We start from the raw sequence: 20,508 nt of genomic DNA on the forward strand, positions 1-20,508 counted from the left end.
GATCAACCGACCGCCCGTAGTGGGCGAATCAAGGAGTTATCATGACCACGATCGTCGTTTTCAGCCACCTGCGCTGGGATTTCGTCTTCCAGCGGCCGCAGCACCTGCTGTCGCGGCTGGCCCAGCATTATCCGATCCTGTTTGTCGAGGAACCGGAATACGATGACGGCGCTCCGTTCATGCAACGATCCAGTCCGGCTCCCAATGTCACCGTTTGCCGCGCGCACACCCCGATCCATGGCGCCGGCTTCCACGACGAGCAGCTGCGCCTGCTGCAACCGATGGTCGCGCAGCTGGCACCACCAGGAGAGGACGTGATCGCCTGGTTCTATACGCCGATGGCGCTGCCGCTGCTGCAGGCCTTGCAGCCGTCCCTGGTGGTCTACGACTGCATGGACGAGCTGGCATCGTTCAAGAACCCGCCGAAACAGCTGCTGCAGCGCGAAAGCGCGCTGCTCAATACGGCCGACCTGGTGTTCGCCGGCGGCCCCAGCCTGTACGAAGCCAAGAAGAACCGCCACCCGAGCGTACACTGCTTCCCTAGCAGCGTCGACGTGGTCCATTTCCAGCAGGCGCTCGACCGCGAGCGCGTGCACCCGCAACAGGCGGACATTCCGCATCCGCGCCTGGGCTTCTACGGCGTGCTGGACGAACGTTTCGATCCGGAGCTGGTCGGCGAAGTGGCCGATGCCCATCCGGAATGGCAGATCGTGCTGGCCGGTCCGGTGGTCAAGATCGATCCCGAACGCCTGCCGAAGCGCGCCAACATCCATTACCTGGGCCAGCAGCCGTACACGGCGCTGCCCGACCTGCTGGCCGGCTGGGACGTGTGCCTGATGCCGTTCGCCATCAATGAAGCGACCAAGTTCATCAGCCCGACCAAGGTGCTGGAATACATGGCGGCCCAGCTGCCGATCGTGAGCACGCCGATCGCCGACGTCGCCAATCCCTACGGCCACGTGGTCGCCATCGCGTCCTCGGCCCAGGAATTCATCGCCGCCTGCGAAGCCGCGCTGGCGCAGACGCCTGAACAGCGCCGCCACATGGTCGAGGCCATGCTGGCAGTGGTCGCCGCCACATCCTGGGACAACACCGCCAAGCGGATGGCCGAGCTGCTGGAATCGGCGCCCCCACGTGCCAATGCCGCTGCGGATGCCGGCATCAACGCAGGCACGAGCGCCGGCACGGCAGGTGTGGCGCCGGCTGCCGGCGTGGTCCGGGTGGCGATGCCGGGGGCTGCCGGTGCCGCCGCTGCGTCCGGCACGGCCGCGGCCAAGGCGGCGCCGCGGCGCGCTTGAGGTCTGCAGGACCCGGCGCGCGTGCCCACATACCGGCCTGCAGTGGCTTCCACCGCAGGCCGGTATGCCGTCGACTCAGTTTGCTGGGGCTGTTTCCGACCGTTTCCGGCTTGGCCGGGCTGTGTTCGACTTGGTCTGGCGCTGCCGGCACTCAGTGCTGGATGACGCCGCCGCTCAGCGACACGCGGTCGCCGCTGCGGAAGTCCGGCGTGGACGACTGGCTGATCACCTGGGTGCTGCCGTCATCCATGTGCAGGGTCACGCGGTAGGTGCGGTCGCTGCCGGACGAGCTGGCAGTGCTGCCGCCCGAGCTGCTGCCCAGGGCCGACGAGGCGCCGGAAGTGCCTTCGGTGGTGCCGGCGCTGCCCTGGCCGGGCACGACTTCGATTGCCGCGACGGTGGCGTTCGGGCTGGCGCTGGGGGCAATGGCGGCACTGCCGCCGGTGGTGCCGGCGGCGCCCGTCATGCCGCTGCCGGTGGTGGCGCTCTGGTCGGTGCCGGTGCCGGAACCGGAGGTGCCCGAGGTGCCCGAGGTGCCGGAGCTGCCGCTGCCCGAGCTGCCGGAACTGCCGGAACTGCCCGAGGTGCCTGAACCCGACTGGTCGTAGCCGGAGCTGCTGCCGCTGCCGCCGCCGGTGCTGCCCGAACCTGCGCTGCCCGAGCTGCTGGTGCCGCCGCCCCAGCCGGCCGAGCCGCTGGTGCCGGTGCCGGCACCGGTACCGGACATGCCGCCGGCCGAGCCGCCTGCGCCGGTGCTGCCGGCGCTGCTGCTGCTACCGGTGGCGCTGCTGCTTTCGGTGCCGGTGGTGCCACTGTCGCCGCCGCGCATGGAACTGCACGCGGACAGGCCGAATGCCATTGCCAGCAAGCCCGTCAGTAACACACTCTGGTGTTTTCGCTTCATGTTCGACTCCTTTATGGAACGGTATCAGGGTAAGAGCGCGTTGCGCTCTGAGTGCGTGACGATGCCGCGTGCCACTCGGGTAAGAGGCATGTTTGGTATCCGCGTTCCAGCTGACTCGGGTTGAACATGAGCCACGTCAAAGACGCAGCCCGTCCGGGGGAGATTCCGGCAAGGCTGCGCCTAGCGTTTCGCCGCCGTCACGGTTTTCGGCAGCAGCAGGCACAGCAGGCCGGTAATGACGATGGCGGCCGTGCAGTCGACGGCCCAGTCATGGACCTTGGCGCCGCGGTAGGGGAAGAAACTCTGGATGAACTCGTCGCCGGCGCCCATGACGGCCACCGCCAGCACGGCCTTGACGGCGCGCGCAGGCATGCTGCCGCTGCTGCCTAGGAACCACAGGGCGGCGAGCACCGCGTACGCGATCGAATGCAGGACTGCGCCCGACGCATAGTGGCCAATGTCGGCGCGGGCGCCCGGCAGGTTGCCGATGACCACGATGGCCAGGTACATGAGGATGGCGCAAGCCATGAGGAGCAGGCGCAGCCTGGGGTGTTGGAGGAGGGTGGACAGGACAGCGGTCATGGCAAGCCGGAAGATAAAAGGCTTACCTTACCATGAGGCATGGTGACGTGCAGCGCAGCGGCTGCGGCAGCGGGACAGCGCGGTATCCGCCCTGCTGGTCCGGCGTGCCGTTGTGCGGACGTCGGCCGAGGGCGCAACCTGGAGGCAGTGCGGCGTCAGATCGTGAGCGCCGGGGTGCCGTTGGGATAGTGGGCGTCGAAACAGCTGGTGCAGTCCGCGCAGAACAGGTGAGCGATGCGCACCGATGACTGGCGCAGCACGAGCTTGAGGTGGCCGCTCTGGCATTTTGGGCAGAACTCCCGGACGCTGCCGAAAGTCAGTACGTGAAGGGGCTGGCCTTCATCGTCAACATGGTCGACCACCAGGCGCGGGTTGAGCTCGCTGAGGACCAGGGTGTCGTCCGGCTCGTTGCGGCGCTGGCGCAGGGTGGGTGTGACATGCTGCTGGGGTGGCGACATCGTTTCGCGTAAAGTCATTGGACTGGCTCCATGTCTGATTGTCCAAGAGCCCCGGGCTTGCCCTGAAGCCTTGTCAGGTACTCTCATTCCCCACGTGAATTGTTTAGAAAACGCGAGGCGCGAAATTAATCATAGCGGAATCCCAAGATGGTTCAAGCCCATGGAAGCTTAATGCCGCCTTTCCTAGTGGGCGCTGCAACAAGGATACGGAACACGCACGGCACAAAAAAAAGTGCCCGCCAACGGAGAGGCGGGCACAACCCAAGATCGGGCCAAGAGACGCGGAAATCGGTGCGGTGTATCGCATCGGAATGCGTTACACCTTGCTGCGATCACGCATATCGGTTGCGTGTATGCAGGTGAAGCCAGTATAGGATGGGAATGTGACTTGAACGTGACACAGCTCAAGCGAAATGCAATTGGCGGCGAACGATTGCAGTTGTGTCCGGTCGTGCGCTGAATGCAAAAAAAAAGCCCGCTTGCTTGGCGGGCTTCAAACTATTTTCTTGGAGGAGAATAGTGGAGACAGGTGCATTATGTTGCAGCGCCGAATATAAGTCTAATTCTTCTTTCGGATACCAGACATCAGGAATCCTGATAACAATCTGGCAAACCTTTTTTCACTCGGTGACCGGTACCGTGTAATTCAGCGCCATCCTGCCGCCATCCGCATACAGGGTCTGGCCGGTCATGTAAGAGGCATCGTCGCTGGCCAGGAAGGCGGCGATCGCCGCGATCTCCTCGGGTTCGCCGCAGCGGCCCAGCGGGGTGCGCGACAGGATCGTGTGGCGCGCTTCCGGGCTGCCCATCACGGCCTGGCGGGCCAGTTCGGTCAGGATGGTGCCGGGGCCGATCGCATTCACGCGGATGCCATGCTGGGCCAGGCTGATCGCCGCCACCCGCGTCAGCTGGTTGACGCCGCCCTTCGAAATCACGTATGGCACCTGGTTCGGGATCGTCAGCTCGGCGTTCACGCTCGACATGTTGATGATGCAGCCGCGGTTGCCGTCGCCGCCGCGCTTGACCATCGCGCGCGCGACCGCCTGGCTGCACAGGAACATCGATTTCAGGTTGATGCGCAGCACGCGGTCGAAGTCTTCCTCGGCCAGGTCGAGGAAGTCGGCAGCATGGGTGACGCCGGCATTGTTGACCAGGATGTCGACCTGGCCGAAGGCCTGCAGGGTCGCGGCCAGCATGGCGTCAACGTCGGATTTCTGGCTGACGTCGGCACAGAAGAAGCGGGCCGCGTCGCCGAGCGCTTCGGCCGCGGCCGCGCCTTCGGGGCGCACGTCGACCAGCATCACGCGTGCGCCGTCGCGCACCAGGCGCTGGGCGCAGGCAAGGCCGATGCCCTGGCTGGCTCCGGTGACGATGGCGACTTTCTGGGCAAGTTTCATGGCGGGTTGTCCTTGTGGGCTGCTGAAAGCCGCCATTCTATATTCATAACATGAGTGGCTGGTCGGGCAATTCGTTCGGGCGCGCGCCGCTAGAGGGGAAGTGGCGGCGCAGCAGCTCGTTGACTTGCTCGACCGCGGCCAGCGCCGCTCCATGGTAGTCGCCATGGGCGAAGCCCTGGGTCATCGTGTCGCAGACGGCCTGCCAGGTGGCGGCCTCGATCTTGCGGTCGATGCCGCGGTCGGCCACGATGTCGACCTTGCGGTCGGCCAGGTTCACGTAGATCAGCACGCCGCAGTTGTCCTCGGTGTCCCAGATGCCGTAGTCGGCGAACAGGGCGATGGCGCGCTGGCGGTTGCTGACGCCCGACCAGGCCGCCGACAGCGGCAGCGCGCGCTCGATCACCAGCCGCACTTCGCCGCGGTGCGCACGTTCGCCGGTGGCGATGGCGGCGGCGAGCGCGGTCAGGGTCGCTTGCGGAAAAGCGCGTTCGGCGGCGCTGCGGGTGCTGCGCAGGTGGCGCAGGGCGCGTTGGATATCCATTACCAGTCTCCCGAGGCGCCGCCGCCGTCGAAGCTGCCGCCACCGCCGCCCGAGAAGCCGCCGCCACCCGAAAAGCCACCGCCGCCGGAAAAGCCGCCGCCGCGGTAGCGGTCGTTGCCCATGTTGCTGAGGATGCTGCCCAGGATGAAGCCGGTGGCACCGCTGTTCCAGCCGCTGCCCGGCTGTGCCAGGCGCGCGCGGCGCGGGCGGAACATCGAGCGCAGCACCACGATGCCGATGACGATGAAGAAGATGCTGGTCAGGATGCCCGGGCCGCCGACCTCGCCGCCCTGTGCGCTGCCTTGTGCGCCGGCGCCGCGCTGTGCCTGAGGGGCCGGGAACTTCTCCTGGTTCAGCAGGGTCGAGATCGCGCCCACGCCCGCGACCAGGCCGCCGTAGTAATCGTTCTGGCGGAAGTGCGGGGCGATGGTGTCGCGCAGGATGCGGCTGGACTGGGCATCGGTCAGCACGCCCTGCACGCCGCGCCCGGCTTCGATGCGCAGGCGGCGCAGCGCACTCGGATTGTTGCGCGCGACCAGCAGCAGCACGCCGTCGTCGACGCCCTTGCGCCCGAGCTTCCAGGCTTCGACCACGCGGATGCTGTACTGCTCGATGGCTTCGGGTTCGGTGGAGGCGACCAGCAGAACGGCGATCTGGCTGCCGGTCTGGCGTTCGTAATCGGCCAGCACGCTTTCCAGGTGCTGGCGCTGGTCCGGCGTCAGCATGCCGACCTGGTCGGTGACGCGCGCCGCATACGGCGGCACCGGCTTGAACGGCTCGCCCTGCGCCAGTGCCGGCCCTGTGCCCGCGAGCAGCAAGGCCAGCAAACCGGCCCACATCAGGCGCAGCAGGGCAGGCATGGCAACCCGGTCCTTATTTGCCAAAATTCACGGTCGGCGCCGTCGAGATCGCCGCTTCGTTGGCCACCGTGAACGAGGGCTTGGCCTGGTAGCCGAAGGCCATCGCCGTCAGGTTGGTCGGGAAGCTGCGCACCGTGACGTTATAGTCCTGGACTGCCGAAATGTAGCGCTGGCGCGCCACGGTGATGCGGTTCTCGGTGCCTTCCAGCTGGGATTGCAGGTCGCGGAAACCGGCATCGGCCTTCAGCTGCGGATAATTCTCGGACACCGCCATCAGGCGCGACAGCGCGCCCGACAGCTCGCCCTGCACCTGCTGGAACTTCTGGAAGGCTTCCGGATTATTGAGGACTTCGGGCGTGATCTGGAAACTGGTGGCGGCGCTGCGCGCCTTGGTCACGGCTTCCAGCGTATCCCGCTCGTGCGACGCATACCCCTTGACCGTGTTGACCAGGTTCGGGATCAGGTCGGCACGCCGCTGGTACTGGTTGACAACTTCGCCCCAGGCGGCCTTGGTGGCTTCGTCCTTGGACTGGAACTGGTTGTAGCCGCAGCCCGACAGCAGGACGCTGCTGAAAATGGCGGCCATCAGCAGGCCGGACCAACGCGTGAACAGGGAAGGCTTCATGGTAAATCCGTAGCAAGTTGTCGAATAGCTAAAAATATACCCGAAATGGCAAATGTGCGGCGTACTGACGGCCGGCCTCGTCGGCCGCAACCTTCGGGGCCGGTCCGGCGCAGGCTACAATATGGGGTTTGCAACAAGATACGAGGCCTGCCATGAACTTCATCAACAAGCTGAATGCCGCCTGGACCGGCAACGATTCCCTGCTGTGCGTGGGCCTGGACCCCGACCTGGCGCGCCTGCCTGCGCGCCTGCGCGATCGCCCGGACGGCATCGTCGAGTTCTGCAAGGCCATCATTGACGCCACCGCCGACCTGGCCTGCGCCTTCAAGCCGCAGATCGCCTATTTCGCCGCCCTCGGCGCCGAGCGCCAGCTGGAAGCGATCTGCAGCTACCTGCGCGCCAAGTACCCCCACATCCCGCTGATCCTGGATGCCAAGCGCGGCGACATCGGCGCTACCGCCCACCAGTACGCGCGCGAAGCCTTCGACCGCTACGGCGCCGACGCCGTCACCGTCAATCCCTACATGGGCTTCGATTCGGTCGAGCCCTACATGGAATGGGAAGACCGCGGCGTGATCGTGCTGTGCCGCACCTCGAACGCGGGCGGCTCCGACCTGCAATTCCTCGACGCCGGCGGCCAGCCGCTGTACCAGCATGTGGCGCGTCTGGTGGCCGAGAAGTGGAACAAGAATGGCCAGTGCGCGCTGGTGGTGGGCGCCACCTTCCCCGAGGAACTGGCGCAGGTGCGCAAGATCATCGGCGACATGCCGCTGCTGGTGCCGGGCATCGGCGCCCAGGGCGGCGACATTGCCGCGACCGTGAACGCGGGACGCACCGCGGCCGGCACCGGCATGATGATCAATTCGTCGCGTGCGATCCTGTACGCGGCGGCACAGGACGGCGAGGATTTCGCGGCGGCGGCGCGCAGGGTGGCGCTGGAGACGCGCGATGCGATCAACCAGTATCGCCGTTAATCAATCCACTGAGCACGCCGCCAGGCACGCCCTTGGTCAGTTAGGCTCGGGCGCAATCGCTTCCGCGTAATCGTACAGCGCGCCGAGAATCGCCTCGGCGCGCTCGTCCGCCGTCTCCGAGAGCGCATCGATTTCTCCAAACAATTGATCGACCGAGCGCGCGCCGCCGTCGCCTTCGAACAGGCGTGCTGCGCGGTGCGCATCCCAGGTCTGCATTTCCTCGGCATTCAAAGTGTCGGGGAAATTGCGAGCACGATAGCGGAAGAACAGTTCTTCCAGACGCGGATCCTCGAACGAAGGCCGGCTGCCCGCCAACTGCGCCGGCGATTCCGCGCGCAGCGATTCCAGGCGGCGGCGGTCGCCGCTGGAAACAAAGCCGCCATACAGGTCTTCGTCGACGTCGGGCGCTGCCGGCGCGGCATCCTTCTGGAACACCTTGGCCCACACGGCTGCCATGTCGGGGCCGCCGGCGGCGATGCGCGCGTGGGCCAGGCAGCGCTCCAGGTCGATGTCCCATTCCACCGCCTTGGCGGCGTTCAGGGTTTTCAGGTTGCCGACCAGCATCGGCGACTTGTTCAGGTGGACGCTCTTGATCGGCAGGCGCGTCATTCCTTCCGGCATCTCGGCGCTGCGGGTGAACATGCGCTGGCGGATCACGTCCACGCTCAGCGCAAACAGTTCCGACGGGTCGTGGCGGCAATCCCAGACCAGCACCTCGTTCTTGTTGGTCGGGTGCGAGGCGATCGGCCAGACCACGGCCAGGCAGCCGCGTTCGGCCGGGAACATGCCTGACACGTGCAGGAAGGGCTGGCGCTGGGCGCGTTCCAGGTGCAGGCCCATTTCCGCGGCCACCTTGTCCTTGCGCCGCAGTTCCAGGCAAAAATCGAACAGCTTGGGCTGCTTGCCGCGGATCAGGCGCGCCAGCGCGATGGTGGCGCGCACGTCGGACAGCGCGTCGTGCGCGGCTTCATGCTGCAGGCCGTTGGCCTTGCTGAGGTCTTCGAGGCGGAAGCTGGGCTTGCCATCCTCGCGCTTCGGCCAGACGATGCCGTCCGGACGCAGCGCGTAGGTCATGCGCACCACGTCGAGCAAGTCCCAGCGGCCGCAGCCGTTCTGCCACTCGCGCGCATACGGGTCGATCAGGTTGCGCCAGAACAGGAAGCGGGTGACTTCGTCGTCGAAGCGGATCGTGTTGTAGCCGACCCCGACCGTGCCCGGTTCGCTGAAGGCGGCGCAGATGGTGGCGGCGAATTCGTGCTCGGGCACCCCGTGTTCCAGGCAGTGCTGCGGCGTGATGCCGGTGATCAGGCAAGCCTGCGGATCGGGCAGGTAGTCGGGCGCCGGCTGGCAGTACAGCATGATCGGCTCGCCGATCTCGTTGAGTTCGGCATCGGTGCGGATTGCCGCAAACTGCGCAGGGCGGTCGCGGCGCGGTTCGGCGCCGAAGGTTTCGTAGTCGTGCCAGAGGAAGGTATGGGTGCTCATGAATCCGGGAATGCGGCTTGGTTGCGCGGCAAGGAGTTGCGACACGCCATTCTAACGTGCCGCCCGGCCCGGCCCTAGCAGGCAATCAAGCCCATCCCGGGAACCGGGGCAGGCGGCAACGGTCGCGTAAATGCAGGCTCAGCTGCAGATGCGGTTGCGGCCGGCCTGCTTCGCGCGATACAGCGCCGCATCGGCAGCGGCGATCAGCGCCAGTTCGTCCTGCTCCGGACTCAGGGTGGCCAGGCCGAAGGAACCGGTGACGTGCGGCAGCGGCAGGCGCATGTCGGTGAACACGGTGGCGTCGCGCAGGCGGCTGCACAGGCGCTCGGCCACCAGCATGGCGGCCTGGGCGCCGGTGTTCGGCAGGATCGCCATCATTTCTTCGCCACCATAGCGCACGGCAAAGTCGGACGGCCGCAGCGCATCCTTGATCACGCCGGCGGCGGTGACCAGCGCGTGGTCGCCGAGGATGTGACCGTGGGTGTCGTTGAAGCGCTTGAAATGGTCGAGGTCGATCATCACCAGCGACAGCGGAGTAGTGTCCTTGCGCGCGCGCATCACCAGCTTGGGCAGCATGTCGGCCAGCCAGGCGCGGTTGTACAGGCCGGTGAGGCCGTCGTTGAGCGACAGCTGGCGGTAGAACTCGCCCAGCTTCTGGCGCCGGCGCAGCATCGCATTGGCCTTGCGGATGCCGAAGGACAGCAGGCGCAGCAGGTTGCGGGCGATGCCGTTGTGTTCATCGATCAATTGCCACAGCAAATCGGCGTCGATCACCAGCAATTCGGTGTCCTCGAGCGCGGTCATGGTGTCCAGGTTGGCGGCATCGTCCAGCACCGATTGCTCGCCCACGCTCCCGCCCGGGGCGATGCGTTCGATGGTGGCTTCGCCCATTGCGGTCTCGGCGGCCACGCCCAGCGCGCCCGACAGCACGATGTAGAGGTGGGCGCGTACGCTGTCCTGCAATTGTTCGCCTTTCGCCAGCCGCACCACCTTGCAGGGCGCGAGCGCGCGCTTGACGGCCGGGGTCACGGCATCACGGAACAGTTCCAGGTCATGGATGTCGTAGCGCGAAGCGCCGAAGCTGTCGATGAGGTCCATGTGCGTTCTTTGTTTCCCGGGATGAATGCGTGTTGACAATGCCGCATCATACCGCATTGGTTCCAATGACCGTGTCTGACACGCGCGCTAGTCTACATTAAGTGTTTCAATAGCGGCATGAACACATCCAAGGACTTTATCGACGCCATCGGCCGGCGCCACCTGCCCGCCGCCGATGCCCGCATCGTCTGCCTGGTGCCCTCGATCACCGAGCTGCTGTGCGAGCTGGGCCTGGCGGCGCAGCTGGTGGGCCGGACCGGTTTCTGCATCCATCCGCACGAGATCGTTGCCCGCATTCCCAAGGTGGGCGGCACCAAGGACGTCAACGTCGACAAGATCCGCCGGCTGGCGCCGACCCACGTCGTGGTCAACATCGACGAGAACGAAAAGCCGACCGTCGAGCGGCTGGCCGAATTCGTGCCGCACGTGGTGGTCACCCATCCGAACGTCCCGCGCGACAACCTGGCGCTGGCGCGCCTGATGGGCGGCATCTTCGGCGCCGAGGCGGCGGCGCAGCGCTGGTGCGCGGACTTCGAGGCCGAATATGCCACCCTGCGCGCATCCGCAGCCGGACCGCAACGGACTGTCCTCTACTGCATCTGGCAGGATCCGTGGATGAGCGTGTCGCAGGATACCTATATCGCGAGCATGCTGGCCGAGCTGGGCTGGCGCGTGCCGGTGCTGGACGCCGGCGTGCGCTATCCGCGTTTCACCTGGTCGGAGGAACTGGTGCACGGACTGGATGCGGTGCTGCTGTCGACCGAACCCTATCGCTTCACGGAAGCGCATGCGGATGCGCTGGAAAAGCAGATCGGCATCCCCGTGCTGCTGGTGGACGGGGAGATGATGTCGTGGTACGGCAGCCGTGCGCTGGCCGGGCTCAGGTATCTGAGCCGGCTGCGCACTATGTTGGAAGGCAACTAATCAATCGCACTCGGTGGGCAGGTCCGGTTGGCTTGCGTAAGCGAACAGCCGTTCCAGCTGGGGCAGCGTGATGCGCCCCGTGGACAGGTCCAGCCCTGCCAGCTCGCCGCGCGCCACCCAGCGCGCGTCGAGGGTTTCCGCCGTCTCGGCCTGCAGTTGGCCGTCCAGCACGCGGCACAGGATGACCGCCTTGTAGATGCTGAAGGCCTGGGGCGGATGCGGATGGCGGCGCATGTCCCACAAGGCCAGCAGGCGCTGTGCCTGCACCCGCAAACCGGTTTCTTCGCGCACTTCCTTGACCGCCACCTCGAAGGGCGTGCAGCCGACGTCGGCCCAGCCGCCCGGCAGCGACCAGCGCCCGCCGTCGCTTTTTTCGCGCACCATCAGGATCTCGTCCGCGCCGCGGAACATGACGGCGCGCACGTCGACCTTGGGCGTCGGATAGCCGCGTTCGGCGGCGACGGCCTGCTCGAAGAAGGGGATCGGCAGGCCGGTCAGGTGGCCCAGCATGCGCTGGCTGAGCGCCAGGATTTCCTGGTAGCGCTCGGCGTCGTAGACATGCGGATCGTAGGCCAGTCCGGCCTGGGCCAGTGCCTGCAGGCGCTGGGCGATACCGAGCCATTGCGTCGCCGAAGCGTCGGGCGCCGGCGCGGCCAGCCGTGGCCACAGCCAGCTGCGCAGTTCGTCGACCGTCGCCGCCAGCAGATCGGGCGCCAGCGCGCGCAGGGCGGCAAGGTCGGCCGTGCCGGCCCAGGCGGCGGACACGACCGCGACGCCAGCCGCGCGCGCCGCCGCCACGTCGCTCGGGGCATCGCCGATATACACCGCATCGCCCGGCGCCATGTCCCAGGCCGCCAGGATGGCCAGCAGGGCCTCGGTCTTGCGCGGTCCGTGCGGCGAGCCGGTCTCGACGATCTCGAATGCGTCTTCCAGGCCGAACCGGCGCAGCGACAGCACGGTACTGCGCGCGCCCTTGCCGGTGACCATGCCGAGGCGCACGCCCTGGCGGCGCAGGTCGCGCAGCAGCTCGGCGATGCCGGCAAAGGGCGCCGGACAATCCCCGTGCAGCCGTTCGTAATGGTGCAGGTAAGCCGCGAGCGCGGCATCGTAGTGCCCGGGTACCAGTGCCCGGATCGTGCCTTCCTCGGACGGACCGAAGGTGGCGACGATCTCGGCATCGCTCACCGGGCGCCCGGCGGCGGGTTCGATGGCATGGCGGAAGGCACGGATGCACAGGGGCAGGGTATCGGCCAGGGTGCCGTCGAGGTCGAACAGCACGGCGCGGAAGGGGCCGGCGGAGGGTGGGAAAGCAGGCATGAGGATGGTCGCTTATCGGCATTGGATACCGCATAATACCGCAGAAAATCGCATAATATTGCAAATATTCGATCGGTGCCGATGCTGTGATAGCCGGCACCGTTGCGTTTTCGCTGTCAACCCTGCAATATCCGCCCATGCTCAAGCACGAACGTTTCCACCACATCCTCGACCGGTTGCGCCTGGACGGCCAGGTCCAGCTGATCCCTCTCAGCCAGTTCCTGGGCGTGTCCGAGGACACGGTGCGGCGCGACATCGAGGAGCTGGCGCGGCAGGGGCTGCTGACCCGGATACGCGGCGGCGCCGTGGTGCCGTCGCCGATCCCGAATGCCTACCAGGCACGCGAGCAGCACGACGCCGCCGCCAAGCAGGACATTGCGCGCAAGGCCGCCTCCTTGATCCACGACGGCCAGATGGTGATCCTGGATGGCGGCACCACGGTCGGCTGGCTGGCGCGGCAACTGCCCGCAGTGCGCCAGCTGCGCGTGGCCACCAACAGCCTGCCGGCAGCCACCGCCTTGCTCGACCAGCCGGGCGTCGAGGTGCGCATGGCCGGCGGCCGGGTGCATGCGCCGTACCGCGTGAACCTGGGCGTGGAAGCGGTGGATTTTTTCCGGCAGCTGCGGGCGGACTGGTGTTTCCTGGGCGCTTATGGCCTGCATCCGCTGGCTGGGCTGACCGTCGCCGATGCCGACGAGGCCGCCGTCAAGCGCGCCATGGTGCGCGCGTCCAGCCACGTGGTGGCGCTGATCACCCCGGAAAAGCTCGGCACGGCCGAATCGCACGTGGTGTGCGAAGCGGGCGCGCTGCACACCCTGGTCACCGCCGGTTCGGTGCCGGAGCCGGTCCTGGCCGAGTACCGCAAGCTCGGCGTGCGTATTCTGTGACGCAATAAAAAAGCCGGCATGGATGCCGGCTTCGGTACGGATCGGGGTCCCGTTACTGGTTATCGGTCAGGCCCTTGTACGATTCCGGATCCACGTCCGCGCCCATCGGCAGCGGATCGCGCTTGTTCTTGTCGGCCAGGCGGCCCAGTGCGCTGTCCAGTGCGCGCTTGAGCTTGCCGGAGGCGCCGGAAATCGACAGGTGCAGGTTTTCGGCATGGGCATGCACGACCACCGGCTCGTAGCCGGCCACGCGCGCTTCCATCATGCAATAGTTGTCGCCGTCGGCGTGCTTCTGGCCATTCTGGTTGCTCAGGTGGACATCGACGCGGCGGACTTGCTCGAAACGGCCGATGCTGGATTCGACGGCTTCGCGGACGCGTTCGTCCAGGCCCTGGTGGCGGTCGATGGTGTTGTCGGTATTGATATTGATTTCCATAAATCGCTCCACTAATGAATATTGTTGAAACGATCTTACCCGCTTCCATGCGCGTTCTACGTTCGCTAGTGCACCGTGAACGCGCATTCGTGCTGCATATCGGAAACGCGCTTCAGGAATCAATAAAGCCGGCGGCAATATTGATCGACAGCCCGAGGATCAGCAGGTTGAAGAAGAAGGCCAGCACCGATTGCCCCAGCACCACCTTGCGCATGGTACGCGAGGCCACCGCCACGTCCGAGGTCTGGACCGCGACCGCGATCGTGAACGAGAAATACAGGAAATCCCAATAGTCGGGTTCGAAGTTTTCTTGCGGAAACCGCAGCGGCGGCTCGCTGTTGCCGTCGCGGTAGTAAACGTGGGCGTAATGGAAGCAGAACAGCACGCCGACCAGCAGCCAGGTACCGATCACGGTCAGCGCCGTGAACGCATAGCGCATGGCGGCATCGTGTGCCGGCACATGGCCCTTCTGCGTCAGTTCCGCGATGATTGCATACAGGCTTACGCCGGCGCCGGCCAGCAGCGTGGCCAGCACCAGGCCCGCGCTTTCGTCCTGCCTGCGGGCGATCTCGCGCACCCGGCCATGGTCGGCGCGTGCGACCAGCCAGGCCATGCCGAGCAGGTAGCTCCACACGCCGGCGTTCCACCCGACCAGCGCCTGCCGCATCCAGCTGCCTTGCGCCGGCCACAGCGCGGCCACCAGGCCGCCGAATCCGATCGCGAGCGCCAGGTAGGGGCGGTTGAGCACCAGGCGATGCAGCAGGCACATGTCGCCCAGGGTTTCCTTCAGCGAGGCCATGACGGGTTCAACTGTTTACGTGGTGTTCTTGGCGGCGCGGGCGGCTTCCTCGGCTGCGTGGTGCGGGAAGCGGTCCATGCGCGACAGCACCGGGAACAGCTTCATCCAGGTACCGGTGACGACCAGCGTGGCGACGCCGCCGAACAGGATCGCCGGCACCAGCCGGAACCAGCTGGCCGTCACGCCCGATTCGAACTCGCCCAGTTCGTTGGACGCGCCGATGAACACCGCATTCACGGCGCTGACGCGGCCGCGGATCTCGTCCGGCGTCTCGTACTGCACCAGCAGGTGGCGGATGTAGACGCTGATCATGTCGCCGGCGCCCATCAGGAACAGGGCGATCAGCGCGATCGGGAACATGTCGGTCAGGCCCATCACGATGGTGCCGAGGCCGAACAGGCCCACGCCGCCGAACATCCAGGGGCCGACGCGGCGCTGGATCGGCCAGAACGCCAGCGCGATCGAGCACAGCGCGGCGCCGGCGCCGGGCGCGGTGCGCAGGATGCCGAGGGCGGTGGGGCCGGCATGCAGCACGTCGTGGGCATAGGCCGGCAGCAGGGCGGTGGCGCCGCCGAACAGCACCGCGAACAGGTCGAGCGAGATGGCGCCCAGCACGATCGGGCGGCTCCACACGAAGCGCAGGCCTTCGAGCAGCGTGTTCCAGCTGACCGGAGCCTTGTTCATCGCCTGCGGCGCGCTGCGGGTGCAGGCCATCATTGCCAGCGACAGCGCCAGCAGCACGCTCGACACCAGGTAGACCACGTTGGCGCCGTAGACGTACAGCAGGCCGCCGATCACCGGGCCGGCGATCACCGCCACCTGGAAGCTCGACGAGCTGAGCGCCACCGCCTGCGAGAAGGACTCGGTCGGCACCAGGTTACGCAGCACCGCCTGCGAGGCCGGCTGGCTGAAGGCGCGCGCGCTGCCGTACAGCACCAGGATCGCGAACACCGGCCACACGACCGTGCTGCCGGACCAGGTGAACAGCTGCAGCAGCAGGCTGCACAGCAGCTGGGTGCCCATGCACAGCAGGATGATGGTGCGGCGGTTGTGGGTGTCGGCGACGTGGCCGGCCCACAGGATCAGCACCAGGAAAGGCGCGAACTGCGCCAGGCCGATCAGGCCGAGGTCGAACACATTGTGGGTGATCTGGTAGACCTGCCAGCCGACGGCGACGCTCTGCATCTGGATGGCGATGGTGTTCAGGAAGCGGGCCGACAGGTAGAACGACAGATTGCGGTTGCGCAGGACGCCGAGGCGGCCTGTGGGAGCGGTCGAAGACATAAAGTGGAATAGGGCTGGCGGGAATGCGAGCCCTATTGTGCACTATATAAGATGTATATGCAGTCAATACGGGTTACTTCACGAACCGCAGCGCGAACTTGTCGTCCGGCGCCCCTTTCATCTCGAAGAAGGGCTGCTCGCGCGGGTCCGACGGCGCGCGCAGGTAGCCGCTGCTGGTGTCGAGCTTGAAGCCGGCACGCGTGACTTCCTGGACCACGCTGTCCTCGTCGATGCGGTGCAGGGTCCTGGTGGCCGACAGGCCGCTGCCTTTCTTGGCGGCGTTGTCGATGATGACCAGTTTCCCGCCCGGCTTCAGCGCATCGTACAGGCGCTTGTTCATGGCATCGCGGTTGGCCGGGGTGTTGGCGATGTCGTGGTAGGACATGTTGATGGTGATGAGGTCGAGCGCCGGCGCGTGCGGCGGGAGCGGGTTGTCGAAGCCGGCCACGAACGAATGCAGGTTGGGCACCTTGCGCGCGTCCAGCTTGGCGTTCTCCATGGCGTTCTGCGCCCATACCTCGCCCTTGCTGCCGACCGCCGCCGCCAGCAGCGTCGCGGTGGAACCGCCGCCGGCCGAGATGTCGAGCGCCTTCATGCCCGGCTTGACCTGGGCGAACGCGAGGAATTCGGCGGGCTTGCGCTTGTCGTCCGCCTTGCGGTCGTCGTCGGTGCGCAGGGGGCTGGCGATGGCGGCCTGCCACTCCGGCGCGGTCTGGGCCTGGCCGCCGGCGTGGGCGGGCACGCCGCCGGCCAGCAGGGAAATACTCAATGCTGCAAGAAGGGGAACAACACGAAGCGAAGTTGGCATGGCGGAGCTCATTGTCGGGTTGGGATGCAAGGAAACCTTACCCCAAATCGCAATGCAACATGCAAAAAACACTACATCGTGCGCCGCTTCAGGACTGGGCCAGGTCGGCCTCGGTGGTAAACGCGTCGGCGTAGAATTCCTCGGCCGGCAGCCCGCACTGCGCCACGTAGTCCTGGCGCGCCGAATCGACCATCACCGGTGCGCCGCAGGCATATACCTGGTGGTTCGACAGGTCCGGGATGTCCTGCATCACGGCCGCGTGCACATAGCCGGTGCGGCCCGTCCAGCCGTCTTCCGGCAGCGCATCCGAGATCACCGGCACGTACTGGAAGTGCGGCAGTTCGCGCGCCCACCCTTCGCAGAGTTCCGCCATGTACAGGTCCTGCGGCCGCCGTCCGCCCCAGTACAGGCTGACCGGCCGCTCGGACTTCAGGTGGATCATGTGCTCGACCAGCGCCTTGACCGGCGCGAAGCCGGTGCCCGAGGCCAGCAGCACGATCGGCTTGTCCGAGTCTTCGCGCAGGAAGAAGGTGCCCAGCGGCGCCTCGAAGCGCAGGATGTCGCGCTCCTTCATGTTGGAGAACACGTGGTCGGTGAACACGCCGCCCGGCAGGTGGCGGATGTGCAGCTCGAGCGGGCCGCTGAACGAGGGCGCGTTGGCGATGCTGTAGGCGCGGCGCTTGCCGTCCTTGAGCAGGAATTCGATGTACTGGCCGGCGCGGTAGGCCAGCGCCTCGTTGGCCGGCAGCTGCAGCGTGACGACGGCGACGTCGGGCGCCGCGCGGCGGATCGACACCACGCGGGTCGGCATCTTGCGCAGCGGGTACTCGCTGCTGCCGCCGACTTCGCGCGCCTCGATGGTGAGGTCGCCCTCGGCCACGGCGCAGCAGAACAAGGCGTAGCCCTGCAGCTTTTCCTGTTCGGACAGGGCGCGCTGCTGGTGCGGCTTGTGGTGGATCGTGCCTTCGACGACCTTGCCCTTGCACGAACCGCAGGCGCCGTTCTTGCAGCCGTAGGGCAGGCCGATGCCGGCGCGGATCGCGGCGGCGAGCACGGTTTCGTCCTGCTCGCAGGCATATTGGTGGCCACTGGGCTGGACAGTGATCTGGAACGTCATACAATCCTCGGAATGAATACGATTAATTTCAAACGGCCGCGCCTCCTGATCGTGGGCTGCGGCGATGTCGGCATGCGCCTGCTGCCGTGGGTCACCCGGCGTTTTCGGGTGTTTGCCCTGACCAGTCAACCGGAACGCCGGGCCGCGCTGCGCGCGGCCGGGGCGGTGCCCATCGTGGCCGACCTCGACCGGCCGCACACGCTGCGCCGGCTGCGCGGCCTGGCGCAGCACGTGCTGCACCTGGCGCCGCCGCAGCAGCAGGGGGATCTGGATTTGCGCACACGCAATTTGACCGCCATTCTACCCGAGGGCGCGCGTGTGGTTTATGTCAGCACCACCGGTGTCTATGGCGACCGCGGCGGGGCGCTGACCGACGAGAGCGCGCCGCGGCAGCCGCGCAACGCCCGCGCGCGGCGCCGCGTCGACGCCGAGCAGGTGCTGCGGGCCTGGGCGCTGGCGGCCGGCGGGTCGGTGGCGATCCTGCGCGCGCCCGGCATCTATGCGGGAGACAGGCTGCCGCTCGAGCGCCTGCGCCAGGCCACGCCGGCGCTGCGGCCGGAGGACGACGTGTACACCAACCACATCCACGCCGACGACCTGGCGCAGCTGGCCTGCCTGGCGCTGTTCCGGGCCTTGCCGGGGCGCGCCTACAACGCCTCGGACGATACGCGCATGAAGATGGCCGAGTATTTCGACCTGGTCGCCGATGCCCACGGCCTGGCGCGGCCGCCGCGCCTGTCGCGTGCCGAGCTGGAGCGGACGGTGCCGCCGCTGCGGCTGTCCTTCATGTCGGAGTCGCGCCAGCTGGTGAATACGCGCATCAAGCGCGAACTGCGGGTACGCTTGCGTTACCCGCAGGTACAGGATTTTCTGAACTCATCGCGTTAGGATTCGGGTTCGCCGCGTCCTTGCCCGAGACTGTATCGTCAAGCGATATCGGCCCGTGCCGCACGCCTGATGCTGCCGTCATCGGCAGGGGCGCCGATGCGTATGCCCGGCCCCGCGCAAAACGCAGTCTTGATGCCGGGGCCCGCGCAGAAGGCAGTCTTATTGCCCGGACCCGCGCAGAACGCAGTCTCGATGCCTGGCCCCGCGCAGAACGCCGTTCCGGGCCCGGCGCAGAAAGCCTCGGCTTGTACGCTGTCAGCGGACAGCACCGGATAGGTTTCACCGAAGGTGACTTCGTACAGGGTGCGCATGCGTTCGCCGCTGTCGATGCGGAATTGCTCGTCGTCCTCGCCGCGCAGGCCGACATACGGGTAGTGATGCAGGAAGTAACCGAACACCACTTCGCAGTCGCGCGCATACTTCATGGTGTCGAGGATGTGATAGTGCCAGAAGGTGTCTACGTCTTCCAGCGGCGCCGTCGCCTCGTTGGGGTAGGTCTTCATCAGGTACAGGAAACGCCGGTATTCCTTTTCGATGGCATTCGCCTTGTCCAGGCTCCAGCCTTCGCCCGAACGTGCGTGCATCAGCTTGACCTTGATGGGATCGAGATCGAGCGCCATGATTACCTTTAATCCTTCATTTGCGTTCATGTTCATCCTCTTCGATGTGTACATTGGACTTCTCGCCATGCCATCGGAGCCGCGCCGAAACGGCACACGTTTACTCATTGAGTAGGATCAATGTAATTTAGCAAAATTTAATTAAAACCTAGTCGATCAGTGAGTTGCCGTTAGCCTGAGAGTCGGCTTCCAAAGGGCAATTGTCTATGATGGGCGGTCTTCGCGAGGGAGGCTTGAGGATGGCTGATATTAACGAAAAAAAGGTCCTACCCGTTGCAGGAAGGACCCAGTTGGTGCAGCCGAAGGAGGAGACGGCCGGACCAGGAGACACTGTCGTGATCAGGCGGCCAGTTGCGGCCTGCTCGGCGCGGTGCGTTTAGTCCCCGGGCCGGCGCACCAGGCAGTGGCGCTTGTGCCTGCGGTGCGTTTGGCGCCGGGACCGGCGCACCAGGCGATGGCGCTTGCGACTTTGGTGCGTTTGGCGCCCGGACCGGCACACCAGGCAGTGGCGCTTGCGCCTTTGGTGCGTTTGGCGCCAGGACCTGCGCACCAGGCGGTGGCGCTTGCGACTTTGGTGCGTTTGGCGCCCGGACCGGCACACCAGGCGGTCAGGGTGCCGCCGTCCATCTGGACGAAGCCGGTATGGCAATCCATCGTGGCCTGCGGGTCGTCCCATGACGCGCTCGGGTAGATTTCGCCGAAGGTGGTTTCGTACAGGGTACGCATGCGTTCGCCGCTGTCGATGCGGACCTGGGCGTCGTCGTCACCGCGCATACCGACGTAGGGGTAGTGGTGCAGGAAGTAGCCGAATGCCTGGTCGCAGTCGGCCGCGTATTTCATGGTGTCCAGGATATGGTAGTGCCAGAAGGTGTCGACGTCGACCAGTGGTGCGGTCTCTTCTTCCGGGTACAGCCTCATCAGGCAAAGGAAGCGGCGGTATTCCTTTTCCACGGCATTGGCCCGGTCGAGGCTCCAGCCTTCGCCTGATTCGACGTGCATCAGCTTGCACTTGATGGGATCGAGGTCGATTGCCATCACTGCCTTCAACAGGTCGTTCAGGTTCATGCTCATGTTCATGGTTGTCCTCATCGATATAGTAATTTTGTGAACTGCTACCCTAGTTTTGGCGGACATCATGGAATCCATGTGCCAGCATCTGGCGATCCATCTATTTCGATATCGGTCAACTCTACGTCGCAGCGGCTC

At 66.1% G+C, this 20,508-nt stretch carries 22 protein-coding genes; 5 read left to right on the forward strand and 17 right to left on the reverse strand.

Annotated features, from left to right (window positions below):
• Window positions 1–41 precede the first annotated feature (41 nt).
• Window positions 42–1,298 carry a glycosyltransferase gene (locus FBX97_RS01275; protein ID WP_141828455.1) on the forward strand — a complete coding sequence of 419 codons (1,257 nt, stop codon included), beginning with the start codon at window positions 42–44 and terminating at the stop codon, window positions 1,296–1,298.
• A 151-nt stretch (window positions 1,299–1,449) separates the two neighbouring features.
• Here the strand turns inward: FBX97_RS01275 and FBX97_RS29450 are convergent, their stop codons facing one another.
• The 7 genes from FBX97_RS29450 to FBX97_RS01310 form a co-directional block, all read right to left on the reverse strand.
• Window positions 1,450–2,202 carry a hypothetical protein gene (locus FBX97_RS29450; RefSeq protein ID WP_185748435.1) on the reverse strand — a complete coding sequence of 251 codons (753 nt, stop codon included), beginning with the start codon at window positions 2,200–2,202 and terminating at the stop codon, window positions 1,450–1,452.
• A gap of 180 nt (window positions 2,203–2,382) precedes the next feature.
• A complete protein-coding gene (locus FBX97_RS01285; RefSeq protein WP_255517241.1) occupies window positions 2,383–2,784 on the reverse strand; it encodes a VanZ family protein in 402 nt (133 codons plus the stop codon).
• Between the two features lie 155 nt (window positions 2,785–2,939).
• Window positions 2,940–3,260 carry a hypothetical protein gene (locus FBX97_RS01290; RefSeq protein ID WP_255517242.1) on the reverse strand — a complete coding sequence of 107 codons (321 nt, stop codon included), beginning with the start codon at window positions 3,258–3,260 and terminating at the stop codon, window positions 2,940–2,942.
• A gap of 602 nt (window positions 3,261–3,862) precedes the next feature.
• The gene (locus tag FBX97_RS01295) at window positions 3,863–4,639 is read right to left on the reverse strand and encodes an SDR family NAD(P)-dependent oxidoreductase (RefSeq protein WP_141828456.1); all 777 of its coding nucleotides are present in this window, start codon (window positions 4,637–4,639) and stop codon (window positions 3,863–3,865) included.
• Between the two features lie 43 nt (window positions 4,640–4,682).
• Complete coding sequence (locus tag FBX97_RS01300) at window positions 4,683–5,180, reverse strand: TPM domain-containing protein (protein WP_141828457.1); 498 nt, start codon at window positions 5,178–5,180, stop codon at window positions 4,683–4,685.
• The gene (locus FBX97_RS01305; RefSeq protein ID WP_141828458.1) at window positions 5,180–6,040 is read right to left on the reverse strand and encodes a YgcG family protein; all 861 of its coding nucleotides are present in this window, start codon (window positions 6,038–6,040) and stop codon (window positions 5,180–5,182) included. The genes FBX97_RS01300 and FBX97_RS01305 overlap by 1 nt, the downstream gene beginning before the upstream one ends.
• A 13-nt stretch (window positions 6,041–6,053) precedes the next feature.
• Window positions 6,054–6,665 carry a LemA family protein gene (locus FBX97_RS01310; protein WP_141828459.1) on the reverse strand — a complete coding sequence of 204 codons (612 nt, stop codon included), beginning with the start codon at window positions 6,663–6,665 and terminating at the stop codon, window positions 6,054–6,056.
• A gap of 152 nt (window positions 6,666–6,817) precedes the next feature.
• Between FBX97_RS01310 and pyrF the strand changes: the two genes are divergently transcribed.
• The gene (gene pyrF / locus FBX97_RS01315; protein WP_141828460.1) at window positions 6,818–7,639 is read left to right on the forward strand and encodes an orotidine-5'-phosphate decarboxylase; all 822 of its coding nucleotides are present in this window, start codon (window positions 6,818–6,820) and stop codon (window positions 7,637–7,639) included.
• Window positions 7,640–7,675: 36 nt separating this feature from the next.
• Here pyrF and sbcB read toward each other — a convergent pair whose 3' ends face one another.
• Together sbcB and FBX97_RS01325 are read right to left on the reverse strand one after the other, a co-directional pair.
• Window positions 7,676–9,124 (reverse strand): exodeoxyribonuclease I, encoded by a 1,449-nt coding sequence (gene sbcB / locus FBX97_RS01320; protein WP_141828461.1) that lies wholly within the window; start codon window positions 9,122–9,124, stop codon window positions 7,676–7,678.
• Window positions 9,125–9,262: 138 nt separating this feature from the next.
• Window positions 9,263–10,222, reverse strand: coding sequence for a GGDEF domain-containing protein (locus FBX97_RS01325; protein ID WP_141828462.1), 960 nt, complete (start codon window positions 10,220–10,222; stop codon window positions 9,263–9,265).
• A 117-nt stretch (window positions 10,223–10,339) separates the two neighbouring features.
• Here FBX97_RS01325 and FBX97_RS01330 point away from each other — a divergent pair, with 117 nt between their 5' ends.
• Window positions 10,340–11,146: a helical backbone metal receptor gene (locus FBX97_RS01330; RefSeq protein ID WP_141828463.1), complete on the forward strand. Its 807-nt coding sequence runs from the start codon at window positions 10,340–10,342 to the stop codon at window positions 11,144–11,146.
• On the opposite strand, the gene FBX97_RS29820 is transcribed toward FBX97_RS01330, so the two are convergent.
• On the reverse strand, window positions 11,147–12,463 hold the full coding sequence (locus FBX97_RS29820; RefSeq protein ID WP_221631718.1) for an NUDIX hydrolase N-terminal domain-containing protein: 1,317 nt from the start codon (window positions 12,461–12,463) through the stop codon (window positions 11,147–11,149).
• Window positions 12,464–12,600: 137 nt separating this feature from the next.
• Here FBX97_RS29820 and FBX97_RS01345 point away from each other — a divergent pair, with 137 nt between their 5' ends.
• Window positions 12,601–13,350 (forward strand): DeoR/GlpR family DNA-binding transcription regulator, encoded by a 750-nt coding sequence (locus FBX97_RS01345; protein ID WP_141828464.1) that lies wholly within the window; start codon window positions 12,601–12,603, stop codon window positions 13,348–13,350.
• A 52-nt stretch (window positions 13,351–13,402) separates the two neighbouring features.
• Here the strand turns inward: FBX97_RS01345 and FBX97_RS01350 are convergent, their stop codons facing one another.
• The 5 genes from FBX97_RS01350 to FBX97_RS01370 all read right to left on the reverse strand — a co-directional run bounded on the left by FBX97_RS01350 (window position 13,403) and on the right by FBX97_RS01370 (window position 17,794).
• Window positions 13,403–13,786, reverse strand: a complete 384-nt coding sequence (locus tag FBX97_RS01350; protein WP_141828465.1) for an HPF/RaiA family ribosome-associated protein — start codon at window positions 13,784–13,786, stop codon at window positions 13,403–13,405.
• Window positions 13,787–13,898: 112 nt separating this feature from the next.
• On the reverse strand, window positions 13,899–14,585 hold the full coding sequence (locus FBX97_RS01355) for a DUF1345 domain-containing protein (protein ID WP_255517243.1): 687 nt from the start codon (window positions 14,583–14,585) through the stop codon (window positions 13,899–13,901).
• Between the two features lie 15 nt (window positions 14,586–14,600).
• Window positions 14,601–15,869, reverse strand: coding sequence for an MFS transporter (locus tag FBX97_RS01360; RefSeq protein ID WP_141828466.1), 1,269 nt, complete (start codon window positions 15,867–15,869; stop codon window positions 14,601–14,603).
• 73 nt (window positions 15,870–15,942) lie between these two features.
• Window positions 15,943–16,677, reverse strand: a complete 735-nt coding sequence (locus FBX97_RS01365; protein ID WP_185748436.1) for a class I SAM-dependent methyltransferase — start codon at window positions 16,675–16,677, stop codon at window positions 15,943–15,945.
• A gap of 88 nt (window positions 16,678–16,765) precedes the next feature.
• On the reverse strand, window positions 16,766–17,794 hold the full coding sequence (locus FBX97_RS01370; protein WP_141828468.1) for a CDP-6-deoxy-delta-3,4-glucoseen reductase: 1,029 nt from the start codon (window positions 17,792–17,794) through the stop codon (window positions 16,766–16,768).
• A gap of 12 nt (window positions 17,795–17,806) precedes the next feature.
• Between FBX97_RS01370 and FBX97_RS01375 the strand changes: the two genes are divergently transcribed.
• Window positions 17,807–18,682: an NAD-dependent epimerase/dehydratase family protein gene (locus tag FBX97_RS01375; protein ID WP_141828469.1), complete on the forward strand. Its 876-nt coding sequence runs from the start codon at window positions 17,807–17,809 to the stop codon at window positions 18,680–18,682.
• 38 nt (window positions 18,683–18,720) lie between these two features.
• Here the strand turns inward: FBX97_RS01375 and FBX97_RS01380 are convergent, their stop codons facing one another.
• Complete coding sequence (locus FBX97_RS01380) at window positions 18,721–19,302, reverse strand: glycine-rich domain-containing protein-like (RefSeq protein WP_255517244.1); 582 nt, start codon at window positions 19,300–19,302, stop codon at window positions 18,721–18,723.
• Window positions 19,303–19,641: 339 nt separating this feature from the next.
• Complete coding sequence (locus tag FBX97_RS01385) at window positions 19,642–20,379, reverse strand: hypothetical protein (RefSeq protein ID WP_255517245.1); 738 nt, start codon at window positions 20,377–20,379, stop codon at window positions 19,642–19,644.
• Window positions 20,380–20,508 lie beyond the last annotated feature (129 nt).

It is taken from the genome of Herbaspirillum sp. SJZ107 (genome assembly GCF_006715485.1).
Taxonomy (GTDB): Bacteria; Pseudomonadota; Gammaproteobacteria; order Burkholderiales; family Burkholderiaceae_D; genus Telluria.